General features: G+C 70.5%; 7 protein-coding genes. 3 read left to right on the forward strand and 4 right to left on the reverse strand.

Features of this window, described 5'->3' with window-relative positions; genetic code table 11:
- Positions 1 to 119: 119 nt before the first annotated feature.
- Together NY1_RS05785 and NY1_RS05790 are read left to right on the forward strand one after the other, a co-directional pair.
- Positions 120 to 803 carry a M23 family metallopeptidase gene (locus tag NY1_RS05785; RefSeq protein WP_067709170.1) on the forward strand — a complete coding sequence of 228 codons (684 nt, stop codon included), beginning with the start codon at positions 120 to 122 and terminating at the stop codon, positions 801 to 803.
- Between the two features lie 172 nt (positions 804 to 975).
- Positions 976 to 2,055: a hypothetical protein gene (locus tag NY1_RS05790; protein ID WP_067709172.1), complete on the forward strand. Its 1,080-nt coding sequence runs from the start codon at positions 976 to 978 to the stop codon at positions 2,053 to 2,055.
- On the opposite strand, the gene NY1_RS05795 is transcribed toward NY1_RS05790, so the two are convergent.
- A complete protein-coding gene (locus tag NY1_RS05795; protein WP_084523362.1) occupies positions 2,027 to 2,353 on the reverse strand; it encodes a hypothetical protein in 327 nt (108 codons plus the stop codon). The genes NY1_RS05790 and NY1_RS05795 overlap by 29 nt on opposite strands.
- 221 nt (positions 2,354 to 2,574) lie before the next feature.
- On the opposite strand from NY1_RS05795, the gene NY1_RS05800 reads away from it, so the two are divergent.
- Positions 2,575 to 2,910, forward strand: a complete 336-nt coding sequence (locus tag NY1_RS05800; protein ID WP_067709173.1) for an RNA polymerase-binding protein RbpA — start codon at positions 2,575 to 2,577, stop codon at positions 2,908 to 2,910.
- Positions 2,911 to 3,009: 99 nt separating this feature from the next.
- Here NY1_RS05800 and NY1_RS05805 read toward each other — a convergent pair whose 3' ends face one another.
- The 3 genes from NY1_RS05805 to NY1_RS05815 all read right to left on the reverse strand — a co-directional run bounded on the left by NY1_RS05805 (position 3,010) and on the right by NY1_RS05815 (position 18,823).
- Complete coding sequence (locus tag NY1_RS05805) at positions 3,010 to 3,807, reverse strand: ABC transporter permease (RefSeq protein ID WP_067709175.1); 798 nt, start codon at positions 3,805 to 3,807, stop codon at positions 3,010 to 3,012.
- Between the two features lie 65 nt (positions 3,808 to 3,872).
- Positions 3,873 to 4,865, reverse strand: coding sequence for an ATP-binding cassette domain-containing protein (locus tag NY1_RS05810; protein ID WP_067709177.1), 993 nt, complete (start codon positions 4,863 to 4,865; stop codon positions 3,873 to 3,875).
- Positions 4,862 to 18,823, reverse strand: a complete 13,962-nt coding sequence (locus NY1_RS05815) for a non-ribosomal peptide synthetase (RefSeq protein ID WP_084534683.1) — start codon at positions 18,821 to 18,823, stop codon at positions 4,862 to 4,864. The genes NY1_RS05810 and NY1_RS05815 overlap by 4 nt, the downstream gene beginning before the upstream one ends.
- Between the last annotated feature and the right edge of the window lie 39 nt (positions 18,824 to 18,862).

The raw sequence follows: 18,862 nt of genomic DNA on the forward strand, positions 1-18,862 counted from the left end.
CATTCCAGAATCACCGGCGTGTCGTTATCGTGTCGTGACATATCAACTGGGCTTTTGTACCGATGTGGTGGTCGTCACAGGGTTTCTGAACAGCAGCTGAGTTGGCATACCTTCGATGCATGCCCGTAACCGTTCCGTTATCTCTCAGCCGCAAGGCCGGCAAGTACCGGACGGCCGCAACTCGTGCAGTGGCCGTTTCCGCAGTCGTCGCCTCCTCCCTCGGAGTGCTGGCGGCCGCCGACCCGAGCGCCGCGGGCGAACCCGTCAGCGATCAAGTAGCGAACACCGCGACCACCGTTGCCGCTCCCCTCGCCTTCACCCCGGTGGAAGCGCAGATGCCCCAGATCGTCCCGCAGGAAGTCCTGGACTTCCTGAACAACCTGCACGTCGAGCAGGCCCGCCCCAAGACCGTGCGCCCGGTGGCCGGTCCGCTCACCTCCGGCTTCGGCCAGCGCTGGGGCGCCGCGCACAACGGCATCGACTTCGGCGACGGCTTCGGCGCGCCGATCCGCGCCGTCACCGACGGTACCGTCATCGAAGCCGGCCCGGCCTCGGGCTTCGGCCTGTGGGTGCGCGTGCAGCAGGACGACGGCACCATCGGCGTCTACGGCCACATGCAGGACATCCTGGTGCAGGTCGGCCAGCAGGTCCGCGCCGGTGACGAGATCGCCACCGTCGGCAGCCGCGGCTACTCCACCGGCCCGCACCTGCACTACGAGGTGCACACCGCCCCCGGCGCGCCCGTCGACCCGATCCCGTGGCTGGCCGGCCGCGGCATGGACGTCGGCGCCCCCGTCGACTGATACCCCGGCCTCCGGGAACTGAATGAGGGGTTCCCGGAACCGCCTCCCGCACAAGCGTTTCCAGCACGGCCCCGGCGCACCCCGCCGGGGCCGTTCTCATACCCGGGTACTACGGGCGAACCGCACCGCCGGGTGAGGCGCCGCGCGGATCGGCGACCATAACGTCACCGACATGAGCACCGCGCCTCTCACCCCCGGCACCGACCGGTCCCGCCACCCGCATCGCCCGCTGTTGTTCTGCACCGCCGTCATGGCCGCCCTCGCCGTCTTCTGCCTCCTCGCCATGACCGTCGACGACCGCATGCTGCTGGGCGAATCGGTGTGGGTGAAACCGCTCAAGTTCGCCGTCGCGTTCGTCCTCTACACCGGCACCCTGGCCTGGCTGCTGTCCTTCCCGCATCGCGGGCGGCGGCTGACCTGGTGGATGGGCACCGTCTTCGCCGTCACCGGCATCGTGGACGTCGGATTCATCGTGATGCAGGCCGCGCGCGGCACCTTCAGCCATTTCAATCTGCAAGCCGACGCCTACAACCAGATCGGGCAGAAGGTGTTCCAGTCCGGGGTGCCCGGGCTGTTCCTGGCGAACGTGATCATCGTGGCGGTGCTGTCGTGGCAGCGCATCCTGGATCGCCCGACCAGCCGCGCGGTGCACGCCGGGCTGTTCATCGCGGTGGCGGGCATGTTCCTGGGCTATTTCATGGGCTTCAGCGGCAAGCAGCAGGTCACCGACGCCTACGGGCGGCCGGTGGAGCTGGTGGCCGGGCACACCATCGTCGACGGGCAGCCGAGCGTGCGCGACGGGGTGGGCGGGATGCCGATCACCGGCTGGAGCACCGTCGGCGGCGATATGCGCATCCCGCACTTCGCCGGCTTGCACGGCATCCAATTGCTGCTGCTGGCCGTGTTCGCCCTGGCCTGGCTGGGCCGCACCCGCGTGCCGTGGCTGCGGAACGAGCACGCCCGCGCCGATCTGATCTGGGTGCTCACGCTCGGCTACGCCGGAGTGGTGGGCATGCTGCTGTGGCAGGCGCTGCGCGGGCAGTCGCTCGTGCACCCCGACGCCGCGACCCTCGCCGCGTTCGCGACCCTCGCCGCCGTCATGGCCGCGGGCACCGGGCTGGTCTATCTGGTGCGTGGGCGCGGCACCCGGGCGAACCCGGCCGCCGCACCGTCACATGCGGTCTCGGCCACCGACATCACCCAGCCGATCCCCGCGCACCTGATCAGCGCAGCCGCTCGGCATCGCGCGTGAGTTTCACCAAAATCGCCGCCAATTCGGTCAATTCGATGGTGTCGGCTCCCTCCGCGACCGCCGTGGCCACGTCCTCGGCGGCGCAGCGGGCCGCGAACCAGCGATCGGAGAGGTCGGCGACCTCCTGGGCGCTGAGTACCACCGAATCCTCGGGAATACCAGTGCCCTTCACGCTGTTTCGATGTTCGTACGCCCGCTGCCGGCAGGACTGACGGCAATACCGACGACGACGGCCGAGTTCGGATTCGGCGATCTCCCTCCCGCACCACAGGCAGGACAGCAGGCGCGTGCGCGACATGGTCCGTCACCTTAATGGTTTCGGCGCTCGCGCGGGTGGTGGGCACGCCGGGCGCGAGCATCGGTGCGCGACCGGTAGAATGGCAGGGTTCTCCGCAGGGGAACCGAAACGTGCGCGGCGGCGTTGACATGATGACCGGACATCACGACCGGGCATGACACCACGCCGTCGCAGTATCACTGATCTAGAACGTTGCCGACAGGCGAGAAGGGACCGCACTCATGGCAGATCGCGTACTCCGTGGCAGTCGTCTCGGAGCGGTGAGCTACGAGACCGACCGCGACCACGACCTCGCGCCGCGTCGGATGGCGAAGTACCGCACCGAGAACGGTGAGGAATTCGACGTTCCCTTCGCCGATGACGCCGAGATCCCCCCGACCTGGCTGTGCCGCAACGGCCAGGAGGGCATCCTGCTCGAGGGCACCACGCAGGAGCCCAAGAAGGTGAAGCCGCCGCGTACCCACTGGGACATGCTGCTCGAGCGCCGCAGCAAGGAGGAGCTCGAGGAGCTGCTCCAGGAGCGGATGGATCTGATCAAGAGCCGCCGCCGGGGCTAGAGACCCCGAAGACGAGAAAGGCCCCCTCTCCCGAGCCGGAGAAAGGCCCCCTCTCCCGAGCCGGAGAGGGGGCCTTCTGCTGTGTCGATCAGTCCCGGGTCAGTGGCTGGCGACCTTGCGGTACTGCAGCAGCGCCAGCGGCACCGCGACGGCCAGGATGCCCAGCGAGCACATGACCGAGTACCCCACGCAATGCTCGGCGGGCCAGCCGTCGGCGGGCACGAAGGTGGGCGGAGAGCCGTTGTCGAACAGCTTGCGCCCGGCCGCCGACACCGCGGTGATCGGATTCCATTCCGCCACCGTGCGCAGCGGACCCGGCAGTGACTCTCCCGAGATGAACGCCGAGGAGATGAAGGTGAGCGGGAACAACCAGATCAAGCCCGCGCTCTGCGCGACTTCCACGCTCGGCGACATGAGCCCGGTGATGGCGCCCACCCACGACATAGCGAAGGCGAACAGCAGGATCACCGCGAAAGCCAGGACGGCATCGGCGATTCCGCCGTTGATCCGCCACCCCACCACATACCCGCAGCCCACCATGACGCTGAGCGCCAGGATATTGACCACGGTGTCCGACAGCGTGCGGCCCATCAGCACCGCCAGCCGCGACATCGGCAGCGTCCGCATCCGGTCGATCATGCCCTTGTGCAGATCGTTGGCCAGGCCGACGGTGGTGAAGGCGGCGTTGAAAGCGACTGTCTGGGTGAAGATTCCGGCGAGCAGGAACTCCCGGTACTGGCTGCCGCCCAGCGACGCCCCGAAGACGTAGGCGAACAGGAACACGAACATCAGCGGCTGGATGGTCGCGGTCACCAGCAGAGTCGGCACCCGCAGGATGGTCAGCAGATTGCGGTAGGCGACGGTGGCGCTGTCGCGAAAGACCCGCGGCAGCAACATGAGTGGTCCGGACGCGCCAGGTCTCCCCGTCGCGGCCGGGGCCGGCGGGGTGGCGTTTGCGGTGGTCAAGACAGAATCTCCTCTTGCACATCGTGGTTGGTGCGTACCGGCGGGACGCGTTCGGCGGACTTGCCGGTGAGTGAGAGAAATACGTCGTCGAGACTGGGGCGGTGCACGTGCGCGTCGAGCACGCACACGCCCGCGTCGTCGAGGCGGCGCAGCGCCTCGACCATGGTGCGGGTGCCGTCGCCGACCACCACGAACACCTGGTCGGTGTTGGCGTCGTGGCCGGGTTCGCCGACGCCGACCCCGGCCAGCACGCGCAGTGCGGGCGCGGGATCCTGACCGGCGGCCAGGGTCACGGTGAGTTTGTCGCCGCCGATGGAGGTCTTGAGTTCGTCGGCGGAACCGCGCGCGATGACCCGCCCGCGGTCGATGACGGTGATGCGGTCGGCCAGCAGATCGGCCTCTTCCAGGTATTGCGTGGTGAGCAGGACGGTGGTGCCGTCGTCGACGAGTTCGCCGATGACGCGCCACATGTCCAGGCGCCCACGGGGATCGAGCCCGGTGGTGGGTTCGTCGAGCACCACCACCGGCGGGCGGCACACCAGTGCGCCCGCCAGATCGAGCCGGCGAGCCATGCCGCCGGAGTAGGTGCCGGCGCGGCGGCCGGCGGCGTGGGTGAGCCCGAGCGCCGACAGCAGTTCCTCGGCGCGTTCGGCGGCGCGTTTGTGGCTCATGCCGTAGAGCCGGGCCACCATGCGCAGGTTCTCGAACCCGGACAGGTTGGCATCGACCGCCGCGTACTGCCCGGACAGGCCGAGCCGGGTGCGGGCGCGCGCCGGATCCTTCAGCACGTCGATGCCCGCGATCCGGATGCTGCCCGAGCTCGGGCGTAGCAGGGTGGTGACGATGCGGACCGTGGTGGTCTTGCCGGCGCCGTTGGGGCCGAGCAGTCCCATCACGGTGCCGGACGGGATCTCGAGGTCGATCCCGTCCAGGACCCGGATCTTGCCGTAGTACTTGACCAGTCCCGTGACTTCCACCGCGAGGCTCATCGGGTTTCCTCCCGTCCGGCGCGAGCGGCCAGCTCCGCCAGGTGATCCCGCAGTACCGGTCCGATGACGGACAGCGCTTCGGGGGTGGTCATTCCGGAATGCCGGCAGCGCACCTTCTGGTCGTGCACCGTGCCGGTGACGTACGGCTCCCACGCGGACGCGCAGCGCTCGGGGTCGGCCAGGTTGATCTCGTCGTCGGCGGCGGTGAAGAAGAGCAGATCGCCGTCGAAGACGCGGGGCCGGAAGCCGTGCGCCTGTACCGCGCCGTTGGTGTAGCCGGTGTAGAGCCGTTCCAGGTGCTCGACGGTGAGCGCGGCGAACGGGCCGGGGCGGCTGCGCAGCAGTTCGGCCGCCTCGTGCAGGTTCATCCGCGGGTCCACGTCGGTATCGCCGCCGAGCAGGTCGGAGCCGAATTCGCCGATGATGTCGGCCACCGACGGGACGGCGCTCTCGAGCCAGCGGTCCGAGAGCTGGTAGCTGTCCATCAGCCCGAGCAGCGCCACTTCGTCGCCGCCGGCCTGCAACTGCACCGCGACCTCGTGGGCGATGAGCCCGCCCAGCGACCAGCCCAGCACATGGTAGGGGCCGTGCGGCTGCACCTCTTTCATGTGCGCCACATAGTATTTCGCGGCTTCGGTGATGGTCGGATGGCTTTCCTCGCCGCACACGTGCGGCGCCTGCAGCCCGTACACCGGCCGCTCGTGCGGCAGGTGCGAGACCAATCCGGCGAAGCACCAGGACAATCCGATGGCCGGGTGCACGCAGAACAGCGGCGGCACCGCACCGTCGGTGACCGGGCGCAACGGCAGCAGCGCTTCCAGGGCGGCCAGCAGCGCGGCCCCGGCATCACCGTCGGCGTCGGCGAGCCGGCGTGCGATGGCGGCCGGGGTGGATTCGCCGAACATGGCCTGCACGGGCAGGTCGATACCGGCCGCCCGTACCTGCGAGACCACCTTGGTGGCCAGCAGCGAGTTGCCGCCGAGCTCGAAGAAACCGTCGTCCGCGCCCACCGATTCGATGCCCAGCACGTCGGCGAACGCCGCGCAGAGGGCTTCTTCGGTCGGAGTGGACGGCGCCCGGTAGCCCTCGCGGGCGGCGAACACCGGTTCCGGCAGGGCTTTGCGATCGAGTTTGCCGACCGGGGACAGCGGGATCCGGTCCAGCAGCATGATCGATTGCGGGACCATGTAGTTGGGCACCAGCTCGGCCACGTGCGCGGTCAGTTCGGCCACGGTCGGCGCGGTCCCGTTGCGCGGCTTGACATACGACACCAGCGCGGTGGAGCCGGCCGGGGTGCGATGGCCGATGGTGGTGGCGAATTCCACCGCCGCGTGCCGGGCCAGCGCGGCGTCGATCTCGCCGAGCTCGATGCGGAAGCCGCGGATCTTCACCTGATGGTCGGTGCGTCCCACGTACTCCATATCCCGTGCGCGCCCGCCCTTTTCGAGCCAGCGCACCAGGTCGCCGGTGCGGTACATGCGCTCACCGGGTTTGCCGAACGGGTTGGCCACGAACCGCTGGGCGGTGAGCCCGGGCCGGCGCAGGTAGCCGCGGGCCAGGGCCGCGCCCGCCAGGTGCAGTTCGCCGGTGACGCCGCCGGGCGCCGGGTGCAGGCGCGCGTCCAGCACGCTGGCCCCGACCCCGCGGATAGGTCCGCCGATGGTGATCTGCCCGCCGGGCGTCATGGGCTGCGAGATCACCGTGACGATGGTGGTCTCGGTGGGCCCGTACACGTTGTAGAGCTTGCGCCCGGGCGCCCAGCGGGTGACCAGGTCCGGCGGCAGCGCTTCGCCGCCGACGAGCACGTGCCGCAGCGCGGTGACGCCGGTGGGATCGACGGTGCCCAGGGCGGAGGTGGTGATGAAGGCGTGCGTGATGCCTTCCTCCTGGAACACCTGCCCCAGTTCCTGTCCGCCGACCACCCCGGGCGGGGTGATGACCAGGGTCGCGGCGCCGCCGAGCGCGAGCAGCAGATCGAGCATGGCGGCGTCGAAACTCGGGGTGGCGAAGTGCAGGACGCGGCAGCCGGGCCGCACGTCGAAGCGCTGCGCGGTTTCGGCGGCGAAGTTGGACAGGCCGCCGTGGGTGACGACCACGCCCTTGGGGATGCCGGTGGAGCCGGAGGTGTAGATGACGTAGGCGGGGTTGTCCATGCGCAGGGCGCTGGTCCGCTCGTCGTCGGTGATGGGGGCGTCGGAGGTGGTGAGCACGCGCCGCCGGAAGGAGGGCGCGTCCAGCACGGTCCAGTTGGCGCCGTCGGGCATGCGTTCGCGGTGCGCGGACAGGGTGATGCCCACGGCCGCACCGGAATCCAGCAGCATATGGCTGATGCGCTGTTCCGGATAGTTGGGGTCGACCGGCACGAACGCGGCGCCGGCCTTGGCGATGGCCAGCATGACCGCGACCGATTCGGCCGAGCGCGGAATGCCCATGGCGACCAGCACTTCCGGGCCCACCCCGTAGCCGATGAGGACGCGGGCGAGGCGGTTGGTCCAGCGGTCCAGGGCGTCGTAGGAGATCTGGGTGCCCGCCGCCCGCACCGCGATGGCGGTCCGGTTGAGGTTGGCGGCGGCCTCGAACACCTCCGGGAAGGTGATGGGCAGGCCGGCTTCGGCGCCGCGCACGGGCGCCAGCGCCGACCATTCGGCCTCGTCCAGGAGTTCCAGATCCCCTACGGCGGTGGCCGGATTCGCCGCGGCCGCGCCGAGCAGGCGCACGAACCGTTGCGCCAGGCGCTGCGCGGTGACCGCTTCGAACAGGTCCGAGGCGTAGTTGACCGACACGGTGATGCCGTCGGGTTCGCGCCGCTGCGTCCAGGATTCGGTGAGGGTGAACTGCAGATCGAATTTGGCGATGCCCGGGTCGGCGTCGTCGGCTTCGATGCGCATGCCCGGCAGCTCCAGTACCCGTACGGGCTGGTTCTGCACCGACAGCATGACCTGGAACATCGGGTGATGTGCTTGCGAGCGGGCCGGATTGAGCACCTCGACGAGCCGTTCGAACGGCACGTCGGCGTGCGCGAAGGCTTCCAGGTCGGTGTCGCGGACCGCGCGCAGCAGGTCGGCGAATCCGGCGCCGCCGTCGACGTCGGTGCGCAGCACCAGGGTGCCGACGAACATGCCGATCATGCGGTCGAGCGCGGGGTGCCCGCGTCCGGCGATCGGGGTGCCGACGGTGATGTCGTCCCCGGCGGTCAGCCGGTGCAACAGTGCCACCAGTGCCGCGTGCAGCACCATGAACATGGTGACGCCGTGTTCGGCTGCCAGGGCCTGCAATTCGCGGTGGGTGAAGGCGTCGATCTTGCATTCGACGGTGCCGCCGCGATAGCTGGGCACCGGCGGGCGCGGCCGGTCGGCGGGCACCGCGAGCAGTTCCGGGATGCCGTCGAGGGCGCGCCGCCAGTAGTCGAGCTGGCGGCTGATCACCGATTCGGGATCGTCCTCGCGGCCCAGCACATCCTGTTGCCACAGCGTGTAATCGGCGTACTGGATGGGCAGGGCGGGCCACTGCGGTTCCTGGCCGGCGGTGTGGGCCCGGTAGGCGGCGGCCACATCGGCGGCCAGGGGTTGCAGCGACCAGCCGTCCATGGCGATGTGGTGCACGACCAGCACCAGCACGTGCTCGTCCGCGCCGGTGCCGGTCAGGCGCAGCAGCGCGGCCCGCAACGGCACCTGGTTGGCCAGGTCGAATCCGGCCGCGGCGGTGCGGCGGATCTCCGCGGGCACCTGGGCGGCGTCGACGGTGCGGACCGGCAGCCCGATGGCGGCCTCGTCGGCGTCGAGGATGCGCTGGCAGGGTTCGCCGTCGAGTTCGGGGAACACGGTGCGCAGCGTCTCGTGCCGGGCTTGCACCGCATGCAAGGTCGCACGCAATGCCTGCACGTCGAGTTTGCCGCGCAGCCGCAGCGCCACCGGAATGTTGTACGCGCCCAACGCTTCCCCGTGGTCGCCGGAGGCGTTGAACTTCTCCAGGAACCACAGCCGGCGCTGGGCGGCCGAGAGCGGAATGCGCTGCGGCCGGGTACGTTTGCGCGGTTCGGGCAGCAGATCCCCCGAGGGCGTCCCGGCGTCGAGCTGCGCGGCCAGTCCGGCCACGGTCGGCGCGGCGAACACCGCCCGCACCTCCAGCCGTACCCCGGTCGCGGCGGCCAGGCGCGCCACCAATTGGGTGGCGAGCAGCGAGTTTCCGCCGACCTCGAAGAAGCTGTCGTCGGCGCCGAGCGCTTCGGCCCCGACCAGATCGCCCATCACCTCGGCGACGAGCCGCTCGGTGTCGGTCTCGGGGTCACGTGACACCACGGCCACCACGGCCTGGGGTTCGGGCAGCGCGTCGCGGTCGAGTTTGCCGACCGGGGTGAGCGGGATCCGGTCGAGCAGGGTCAGGCTGCTCGGCACCATATGCGCCGGAAGGTGTTCGGCGCAGTGCGCGCGCAGTTCCTCGAGATCGAGCGCCGCCGCTGCGTGCCCGTCCCGTCCGGCCGCGGCCCCGCTGATCGCGGGCAGCCCGTGGGCGGGGGTGTGGGTGCCCCGTCCCGTCTCCGCGACCGTGGCGAGGTCCGCCGCGACCGGCAGCACATAGGACACGATGCGGCGGACGCCCGCGATCTCGCGGACCTCGGTGTGCGCGAAGCGGATCGCGGGGTGCGCGGTGAGCACGGCGTCGATCTCGCCGAGTTCGATCCGGAATCCGCGCACCTTGACCTGGTGGTCGCTGCGCCCCAAGTACACCAGTTCCCCGTCGGCGGTCCAGCGCACCACGTCGCCGGTGCGGTACATGCGGGTGCCTTCGGGTCCGTGCGGGTCGGCGACGAACCGGGTGGCGGTGAGCCCGAGCCGGTCGAAATACCCACGCGCGGAACCCTGTCCGCCCAGGTACAGCTCACCGGGCACGCCGACCGGGACCGGGTGCAGGCGTTCGTCGAGCACCAGGGCCCGCGCGCCGCGCACCAGGTTGCCGATGGTGACGGTCTCGCCGGGGATCATCGGCCCGGCGATGGTGATGACCACGGTGGTCTCGGTGGGCCCGTACCCGTTGAACATCATGCGCCCGGGCGCCCAGCGCGCCACCAGTTCCGGCCCGCATGCCTCGCCGCCGACCATGACGGCCCGCAGGTTGGGCAGCGCCCACCGCTCGCGGTCGATGGTGGCCAGCGCGGCCGGGGTCATGAAGGTGTGGCTGACCTCTTCGCGATCCATCAGCTCGGCCAGTTCGTCGCCGCCGTAGATGTGCGGCGGCACGATCACCATGGTGGCTCCGGAGCCGACCGCCAGCAGCAGGTCGAACACGGCGGCGTCGAAACTGGGCGAGGAGAAGTGCATGGTGCGCGATTCGCGATCGACCCGCATCCGCTCGCGGATCTCGTCGGCGAAATTGGACAGGCCGCCGTGAGTCACGGCCACGCCCTTGGGTTTTCCGGTGGAGCCGGAGGTGTAGATGACGTAGGCCAGGTCGGCGGTCCACAGGGTGGTGGTGCGGTCGGCGTCGGTGACGGCGCCGTCGTCGTGGGCTTCGAGTTCGTCGAGCAGTTCGGCGTCGTCGAGCAGCAGCCATTCGATGGCATGGTCGCCGCCGGCCTGGTACAGCCGGTCGGCGTGCCCGGTGAGGCTGACCCCGACCCGGCAGCCGGAGTCGGTGAGCATGTGCCGCACCCGATCCGCCGGATAGTTGGGGTCGACGGGCACGTACGCCGCGCCCGCCTTGGCGACGGCCAGTACGGCCAGCACCGATTCCACCGACCGGGTCAGTCCCAGCGCCACCCGGTCGCCCGGGCCCAGATCGCGCGAGATGAGCGCGCGGGCCAGGCGATTGGAGTAGACGTCGGCTTGCAGGTAGGTGAGTTCGGTGTCCTCGTAGCGCAGGAACACCCGGTCCGGGTTGAGGTGCGCGGTGGCCGCGAAGTAGGCGGCCAGGCTGCACTGCGGTTCGGGCGCGGGTCCCCAGGCGGGGGTGAGCAGTTCGCGTTCGATCTCGGTGCGGGCGTCGATATCGCGCACCTTGATCCGCGGATCGGCGGTGACGGCGTCGAACACCCGGACCAGGCGATCGGCGAGGGTGCTGACGGTCTGCTGCTCGAACAGTTCGGCGGCGTAGACGAATTCGTAGATCCGGTCCTCGTCGTCGGCGCCGGGCAGCACCCGCAGTTCGAGGTCGAACTTGGCGAGCGCGATATCGAGTTCCTCGGCGGCCAGGCCCAGGCCCAGCAGTTGCAGCGCGGGTGCGGGTTCCTGCACGGTCAGCGCGACCTGCAGGGCCGGGCGCAGCCCGCCGGCGCCGCCGCCGATCTCCTCCACGATGCGTTCGAACGGCACCTCGGCGTGCGCGAGCGCGGCCAGTTCGGTATCGCGGTCGGCTTGCAGCAGTTCGGCGAAGCTGCGGTCGGGGTCGACGTCCGAGCGCAGCACCAGGGTGTTGACGAACATGCCGACGAGCTCTTCCAGGCGCGTGTCGGTGCGCCCGGCGACGGGGGTGCCGATGACGATGTCGCGGCCGCCGGTGACCACCCGCAGCAGTACGGCCATGGTGGAGCGCAGCACCATGAACAGCGAGACGCCGTGGGCGCGCGCCACTTCGGCGAGTCGCCGCTGCACGTCTTCGGGGACTTCGAAGCGCACCGCGCCGGCCCGCTGGGTGGGTTCGGCCGGGCGGGCCCGGTCGTAGGGCAGCGGCATTTCCTCGGGCAGGTCGGCGAGCGCGGTCCGCCAGTAGGCGAGCTGGATGGCGGCGGCGCTGTCGGGATCGCCTTCCTGGCCCAGGCATTCGCGCTGCCACAGGCTGAAGTCGGCGTACTGCACCGGCAGTGGCGTCCAAGCGGGTGCGACGCCGCCGTGCCGGGCGGTGTAGGCGACGGCGAGGTCGCGGGTGAGCGGGCCGAGGGACCAGCCGTCGGCGGCGATGTGATGCAGCACGATGCCGAGCAGGTGACGGCGATTGCCGGTGCGCAGCAACGTCATTCGCAGCGGGATCTCGTGCGCCAGGTCGAAGCCGCGCCGGGCCAGCGATCGCAGCGCCTTGCGCGCGCCGACATCGTCGGTCTCGACGGCTTCCAGTACCGGCAGGCAGCGCGCGGTGTCCAGGACCTTCTGGTAGGCGCCGTGTTCGTCTTCGGGGAAGACGGTGCGCAGTACCTCGTGCCGTTCCACCACGTCACCGAGGGCGGCGCGGAGGGCGGGCAGGTCCGGATCGCCGTCGATCCGAAGCACGAAAGCGATGTTGTAGGCGCTCGATTCCGGGGAGAATCGATTGAGGAACCACAGTCGCTGCTGCGGCAGCGACAGTGGCACGCGCTCCGGACGCGGGGTGTGCACAGCCAGCGCCGCCCGCTGCGTCCGGGGCGCTTCCGCCAGCCGGGCCGCCACGCCCGCCACGGTGGGGGCTTCGAAGATGGCGCGCACCGGCAGTTCCACCCCGAATTCGGCGTGCAGGGCGGCGGTGAGCCGGGTGGCCAGCAGCGAGTTGCCGCCGATCTCGAAGAAATTGTCCTCCGCGCCGTGCACGGGTGCGCCGAGCACGGTGCCGAATACCTGCGCGACCTGCTGCTCCATTTCGGTTTCGGGGGCGCGGGAGGGGGCCGCGGCCACGAAATCCGGTGCGGGCAGGGCTTTGCGGTCGAGTTTGCCGGACGGGGTGACCGGCAGCGTCTCGAGCACGGTGACCGCCGAGGGCACCATGTAGCCGGGCAGCCGGCCGCGCGCGGTGTCCAGGACCGCCGGGATGTCGAGGTCGGTGTCGGCGGTGAGATAGGAGACCAGGCGCGGGATGCCGCGTTCGTCGTGGTGGACGACGGTGAGCGCGAAGGTGACTCCCGGATGGTCGCGCAGCACGTGATCGATCTCGCGCAGTTCCACACGGAAACCACGGATCTTGATCTGGTCGTCGGCGCGGCCCAGGAAGCGCAGCTGCCCGACGCCGTCGGAGACCACGAGATCGCCGGTGCGGTACATGCGTTCGCCGCGGCGGCCGTGCGGGTTGGCCGGGAACTGCTGGGCGGTCAGCCCGTGCCGTCCCAGGTAGCCGCGGGCCAGGCCGGGCCCGGACAGGTACAGCTCGCCCGCCACGCCCGGCGGGACCGGGTGCAGGCGGCCGTCGAGCACGAACAGCCGCATGCCGCGCACGGGCAGGCCGATGGGCACCGGGCGGCCGGCCACCATGGGTCCGGTGGCGGTGGCCGCGACGGTGGCCTCGGACGGGCCGTACATATTGTGCATGCGCCGCACCGGCATTCCGGCCGGTCGCGCCTCCGGATCGGTCCAAACGCGGACCAGGTCCTCCGGGCAGGCTTCGCCGCCGACGATGACCGCTTCCAGGTCCGGCAGGTCCGCGGCGGGCACGGTGCCCAGCGCGGCCGGGGTGACGAAGGCATGGGTCACCCGCTCTTCACGCAGCAGCGTGGCCAGTTCGGCGCCACCGTAGATGCCGGCGGGCGCGACCACGATGGTGGCTCCGGCGGCGAAGCCGAGCAGCAGCTCCAGCACCGAGGCGTCGAAGCTGGGTGAGGAGAAGTGCAGGGTGCGTGCGGCATCGGTGACGCGGAACAGATGCATCTGCTCGTGCGCGAGGGAGGCGATGCCGGCGTTGGTGACGACGACGGCCTTGGGTTTGCCGGTGGAGCCGGAGGTGTAGATGAGGTAGGCCGGGCCGCCGGTGCGCAGCGGATGGTGCCGGTCGGTGTCGGTCACCGGGCCGTCGGTCTGCTGGGCGCATTCCGCGGCCAGGGTGTCCGAGCCGAGCAGCAGCCAGTCCACGTACGACTTGCGGTGCCGCCCACGGCTTCCGGGCCAGTCCGGCATTTCCGCGCGCCGTTCGGCATTGGTGAGCCCGAGCATGGCGCCGGAGTCGGCGAGCATGTGCGCGATGCGGTCGGCGGGATAGTCCGGGTCGATGGGCACGTAGGCGGCGCCGGTCTTGGCGACCGACCACACCGCGAGAATGCTCTCCAGGCTGCGCGGCAGCGCGATGGCGACCACGACCTCCGGGCCCGCGCCGTGTTCGATGAGCACGCGCGCCAACCGGTTCGAGCGTTCGTCGAGTTCCCGGTAGGTGGTGTCGTGGCCCTGGTAGCGGACCGCGACGGCGTCGGGGACGCGTTCGGCGGTGTCGGTGAGCAGGCGCGCCAGGGTGCTGGCCGATTCGGCCGGAGACCCCATGATGGGCACCAGTTTCGCGGTCTCGCGGGCGTCCAGGATGGGCAGGTCGCCCACCGGGACGGCCGGGTCGGCGACCGCGGCGGCCAGCAGCGCGGCGAAGCGGCGGGCCAGCGCCTCGACCGTGGCGTGGTCGAAAACATCGGCGGCGTAACCGAATTCGGCGGTCAGCGGGGCGTCTTCGGCGCCGCTGCCGACGGGTTCGTGCACGGTCAGCTGGAGATCGAATTTGGCGATGTCCATGGCCATGGGCAGCACCCGCGCCGCTACGCCGGGCAGGTCGACGCGCAGTTCGGGGCTGCTGTCGTAGGACAGCATGACCTGGAACAGCGGGTGCCGGGCGGCGGAGCGTTCGGGGTTGACGACCTCGACGAGGCGTTCGAACGGGACGTCGGCATTGGCGAAGGCGTTGAGGTCGGTGTCGCGAACCTCGGCGAGCATGCGATCGAAGCCGGCGGCCGGGTCGATGCGGGTGCGCAGCACCAGGGTGTTGACGAACATGCCGACCAGATCGTCCAGCGCCGGATCGCTGCGCCCGGCGATGGGTGTGCCGATGGCGATATCCGTCGAATTGCACAATCGCGCAAGCAGTGCCGCCAGGGCGGCGTGCAACACCATGAAGGTGCTGACGCCTCGTTCGGCGGCCAGCGCGGCCAGATCGCGCCGCAGCTGCGCCGGGATGGTGAACTCCACGCGCCCGCCGTCGGTGGAGCGCTGCCGGGGCCGCGGGCGATCGAGGGGCAGGTCCAGCTGGTCGGGCAGATCGGCCAGTGCGGCCCGCCAGTAGGCGAGCTGCCGCGAGAGCGCGCTCGCGGGATCGGCTTCGTCGCCGAGCAATTCGCGCTGCCACAGCGCGAAGTCGGCGTACTGCACCGGCAGCGGCGTCCAGTCCGGCATCTGCCCGGCCGCGCGGGCGGCGACCGCGACCATGATGTCGCGGGTCAGCGGTGCGACCGACCAGCCGTCGCCGCTGATGTGGTGCAGCACCACCAGGAATACGTGGGTGTCCGGTCCGGTCGCGTAGAGCGCCACCCGGATCGGCGCTTGACTGCGCAGATCGAAGCCGTATCCGGCGAATTCGGTCACCAGCTGGTTGACGTCGGCGTCGAGCGCGTCGACCGGTTCGAGCGTCAGCGGGATCTCCGAGGCCGGATGCACCCGCTGGCACGGCCCTTCCGGCGTGTCCGGGAAGATCGTGCGCAGGCTCTCGTGCCGCTCCAGCACATCGATGAGCCCCGCGCGCAGGGCCGGAACATCCAGCGGCCCGGTCAATTCCACCGCGAGCGGCATGTTGTAGGCGGCCGCGTGCTCGGCGAACCGGTTCAGGATCCACAGCCGCTGCTGAGCCAGCGAGAGCGGCACGTGCTCCGGACGCTGTCCCGCTACGAGTTTCGGCGAGGCCGCCTCGCTCTGCGGGGATGCCAGCCGGGCGGCCAGCGCGGCCACGGTCGGCGATTCGAACAGATCCCGGATGGTCAGCGCGGCCCCGACGGCCGCGTTCACCCGCGCGATCGCCCGCGCCGCCGACAGCGAGTTACCGCCCAGGTCGAAGAAGTTGTCCGCCACCTCGATCTCGTCGACGCCCAGGACTTCCGCGAAGACCCCGATGACCTGCTGCTCCACCGCATTCCGCGGCCCCGCCTCGGCCGGTCGCGCCGGCCGCCGCACCCCGATGACCGGTTCCGGCAGGGCCTTGCGATCCACCTTGCCGTTGGCGCTGAGCGGTAGTTCGTCGAGCACCATGATCGCCGACGGCACCATGTAGCTGGGCAGTGTGCGCCGCAGCACCGCCGTGAGTTCGGCCGCGAGTTCCGCCCGATCGGCGGCCTCGGCGGTGGTTCCTGCCACCGCGGTGCCGGTACCGCCAGAGGCGGGGGTGGCCGCAGCAGCATTGCCGCGACGTGTGATCGAACCCGCCGGTCCGTCGGCGGCACCCGCCGCGCCGATCTGCTTGCGCCCGTGCATATCCGGCGCAGCCGTGCCGATGCCGTTCGCGGTATCGGCTCCGGCCGCCACGCCGCCGGAGGGCAGGATGCCCTGCGCCGCCACGGCGTAGGCGATCAGTTCGTCGCCGCCGCGCCCGCGCCGGGCCACGCAGACCGCGCGGGTGACGCGGTCGTCGGCCAGCAGCGCGTTCTCGATTTCGCCGAGTTCGATGCGCAGGCCGCGGATCTTGACCTGGAAGTCGCTGCGGCCCAGGTATTCCAGCACGCCGGTGCGGCCGCCGCTGCGCCAGCGCACCAGGTCGCCGGTGCGGTACATGCGGGTGCCGGGGGTGAAGGGGTTGGCGACGAAACGATCGGCGGAGAGGCCGGGGCGGCCGAGGTAGCCGCGGGCGAGTTGCACGCCGGCCAGGTACAGCTCGCCGACGACGCCGGGGGCGACCGGTTGCAGGCGGGCGTCCAGGACGTAGGTGCGGGTGTTCCAGACCGGGGAGCCGATCGGGACGTCGGTGGTGCCGGGCGCGCAGTGCCAGGCGGTGACGTCGACGGCGGCTTCGGTGGGGCCGTAGAGGTTGTGCAGTTGCGGCGCTTCGGCTCCGGTGCCGAGCGCGGCGTGGAATTCGGTGACGGTGGCCGCGGGCAGGGCTTCGCCGGAGCAGAAGACGCGGGTCAGGCCGGTGCAGCCGCGCACGTCGGTGTCGGTGAGGAAGACCGAGAGCATGGACGGCACGAAATGGGCGGTGGTGACGTTCTTCTCGGCGATGACGCGGGCCAGGTAGCTGGGGTCGCGGTGCCCGTCGGGGGCGGCGATGACCAGGCGGGCGCCGATCTGCAAGGGCCAGAAGAATTCCCACACCGACACGTCGAAGGTGGCGGGGGTCTTCTGGAGCACGACGTCGCTGCTGTCGAGCGGGTAGGCGTGCTGCATCCAGCGCAACCGGTTGACGATGGCGGCATGGCTGACGCCCACGCCCTTGGGCTTACCGGTCGACCCGGAGGTGAAAATGACATACGCCAGATGGTCGGCGCGCAGCGGCGTGATGCGGTCGGCGTCGGTGACCGGCCGTCCGCCACGATCGGACAGATCGGCGGTGTCGATATCGAATCGCGGTGCGAGCGCGGGCAGTTCGAGCTCGTCGCGAGCCGCGGTGAGCACGCACAGCGGCCGCGCCTGCTCGAGAATCGCCTCGATGCGATCGGCCGGATGGTCCGGATCGATGGGCAGATAGGCGGCTCCGGCCTTCACGATGCCGTACATGCCGACCAGCAGGTCCAGGCTGCGGCGAATCGCCAAGCCCACCACGGTGTCCGGTCCGGCCCCGCGCGCGATGAGTTCGCGGGCGAGCCGGTTGGCGCGCTCGTCGAACGCCGCGTAGGTCAGGGTGTCGCCCTCGAAGTCCAGGGCCACCCGGCTCGGGCACATGGCGGCCCGGTCGGCGAACAGCCCGGCCAGGGTGCCGTCCTGCCGCGCGACCTGGGTCGAGTTCCATTCGTGCAGTACGCGTTCGCGTTCGAGGTCGGTGAGCACCGGCAGGTCCCCGACGGGGGTCTGCGGCGCGGCCAGCACCAGCCGGCGCAGGAAGTCCACGAACCGTCCGTGGTGCATGGTCAGTTCGGCGTCCCCGTACAGGCGCGGGTTGGCCTCGAAGTCGATGTGGATGCGGTTGCCGACCCCGTTGTACAGGTTGATCGACAGATCCTCCACCGGCCCGGTGGAGAGCACATTGATGGCCCCGACCAGGCTGCCGAACTTCAATTCGCTGTGGAACAGCATGAGATTGACCATGGGCCCGAAGAACCCGCGGGCATCGCGCGAGTATCCGCATTCTCTGCGGATGTCGTCACTGCGATACCGCTGATGCCGCAGCGCCCCGGTGATCTGCAGTTCGACGGCCCGCACCGTATCGGCGAGGGTGTCGGCTCCGGTGAAGCGCACCCGGATCGGCACCACGTTGGACACCACGCCGCCGGAGCGCCGCAAGGCCACGGTGGTGCGCGCGGACACCGGCAGGCTCAGCACCACGTCCTGGTGCCCGGTGACGGCCCGCACGTAGCAGGCCAGCGCCGCCACGAACACGGCTGAACTATTGCTGCCGAAGGTGTTCGACGCGGCTTCGACAGCCGCTTCCAGTTCCGGTCCGAGCACCGCGGTGGCGGTGCGCCGGCCGGAGTCGGAGATGGGCGCGAGCATTCCGTTGCCCGACAGCGTGATCGGCTCGCCGACCCCTGCCAGCTGTTCGCGCCAGTATTCGGCGTCGTTGCGGAAGCGGGTGGTCTCGCGGTAGCGGCCCTCGTCGGCGTAGATGGCGGCCAGCGGGGTGGCGCGCGAGACGACCGGTTCGGTCTGGTTCTCCAGCGCCGTATAGATCTCCGCGGCGCGGGTGGTGCCGTTCATGGCCCCGTAGCCGTCGATGACGATGTGGTGCCCGCGGGTGTACCAGATCCAGTCCGAATCCCCGGTCCGCAGCACCACATTGATGGTGAGCGGATCGTGTTCGATATCGATGGGCGAGCTGGCGTGGTCGTTCATCCACGCCAGCGCGGCCGCGCGCGGGTCCGGTTCCTCGCGCAGGTCCAGGCGCTTCCAGCCGGGCCGCCAGGTGGGGTCCACCACCTGATGCGGTTCGCCGTCGATCTCCAGCAGGCGCACGTGCCCGACCTCGGTCTCGGACCCGAACCGCTCGATGGCATAGAGCAGCCGGCCCACGTCGAGGTCGCCGTGGATCTCCACGTATTGCGCGATGGTGAGCGGGATGTCGGGCCTGATGCGCTGCGCGTAATAGAGCGCGGCCTGCGCGGGAGAGAGCGCGAATGGTTGAGCCGAGAATTCACCAGATGAACATTGGTCGACACGATCGGTGGCCAATGAACTCATCAAACACTCCGTTCTGCCGCTGTTGACGCAACTCCCCGA

The sequence above is a fragment of the Nocardia yamanashiensis NBRC 100130 genome, from assembly GCF_001613325.1.
GTDB lineage: Bacteria > Actinomycetota > Actinomycetes > Mycobacteriales > Mycobacteriaceae > Nocardia > Nocardia yamanashiensis.

What these genes read in the sequence shown, in the direction of transcription:
- NY1_RS05785 (WP_067709170.1), top strand. Translation starts at nt 120, where the DNA reads ATGCCCGTAACCGTTCCGTTATCTCTCAGCCGCAAGGCCGGCAAGTAC.
- NY1_RS05790 (WP_067709172.1), top strand. Translation starts at nt 976, where the DNA reads ATGAGCACCGCGCCTCTCACCCCCGGCACCGACCGGTCCCGCCACCCG.
- NY1_RS05795 (WP_084523362.1), bottom strand. Translation starts at nt 2,353, where the DNA reads ATGTCGCGCACGCGCCTGCTGTCCTGCCTGTGGTGCGGGAGGGAGATC.
- NY1_RS05800 (WP_067709173.1), top strand. Translation starts at nt 2,575, where the DNA reads ATGGCAGATCGCGTACTCCGTGGCAGTCGTCTCGGAGCGGTGAGCTAC.
- NY1_RS05805 (WP_067709175.1), bottom strand. Translation starts at nt 3,807, where the DNA reads ATGTTGCTGCCGCGGGTCTTTCGCGACAGCGCCACCGTCGCCTACCGC.
- NY1_RS05810 (WP_067709177.1), bottom strand. Translation starts at nt 4,865, where the DNA reads ATGAGCCTCGCGGTGGAAGTCACGGGACTGGTCAAGTACTACGGCAAG.
- NY1_RS05815 (WP_084534683.1), bottom strand. Translation starts at nt 18,823, where the DNA reads ATGAGTTCATTGGCCACCGATCGTGTCGACCAATGTTCATCTGGTGAA.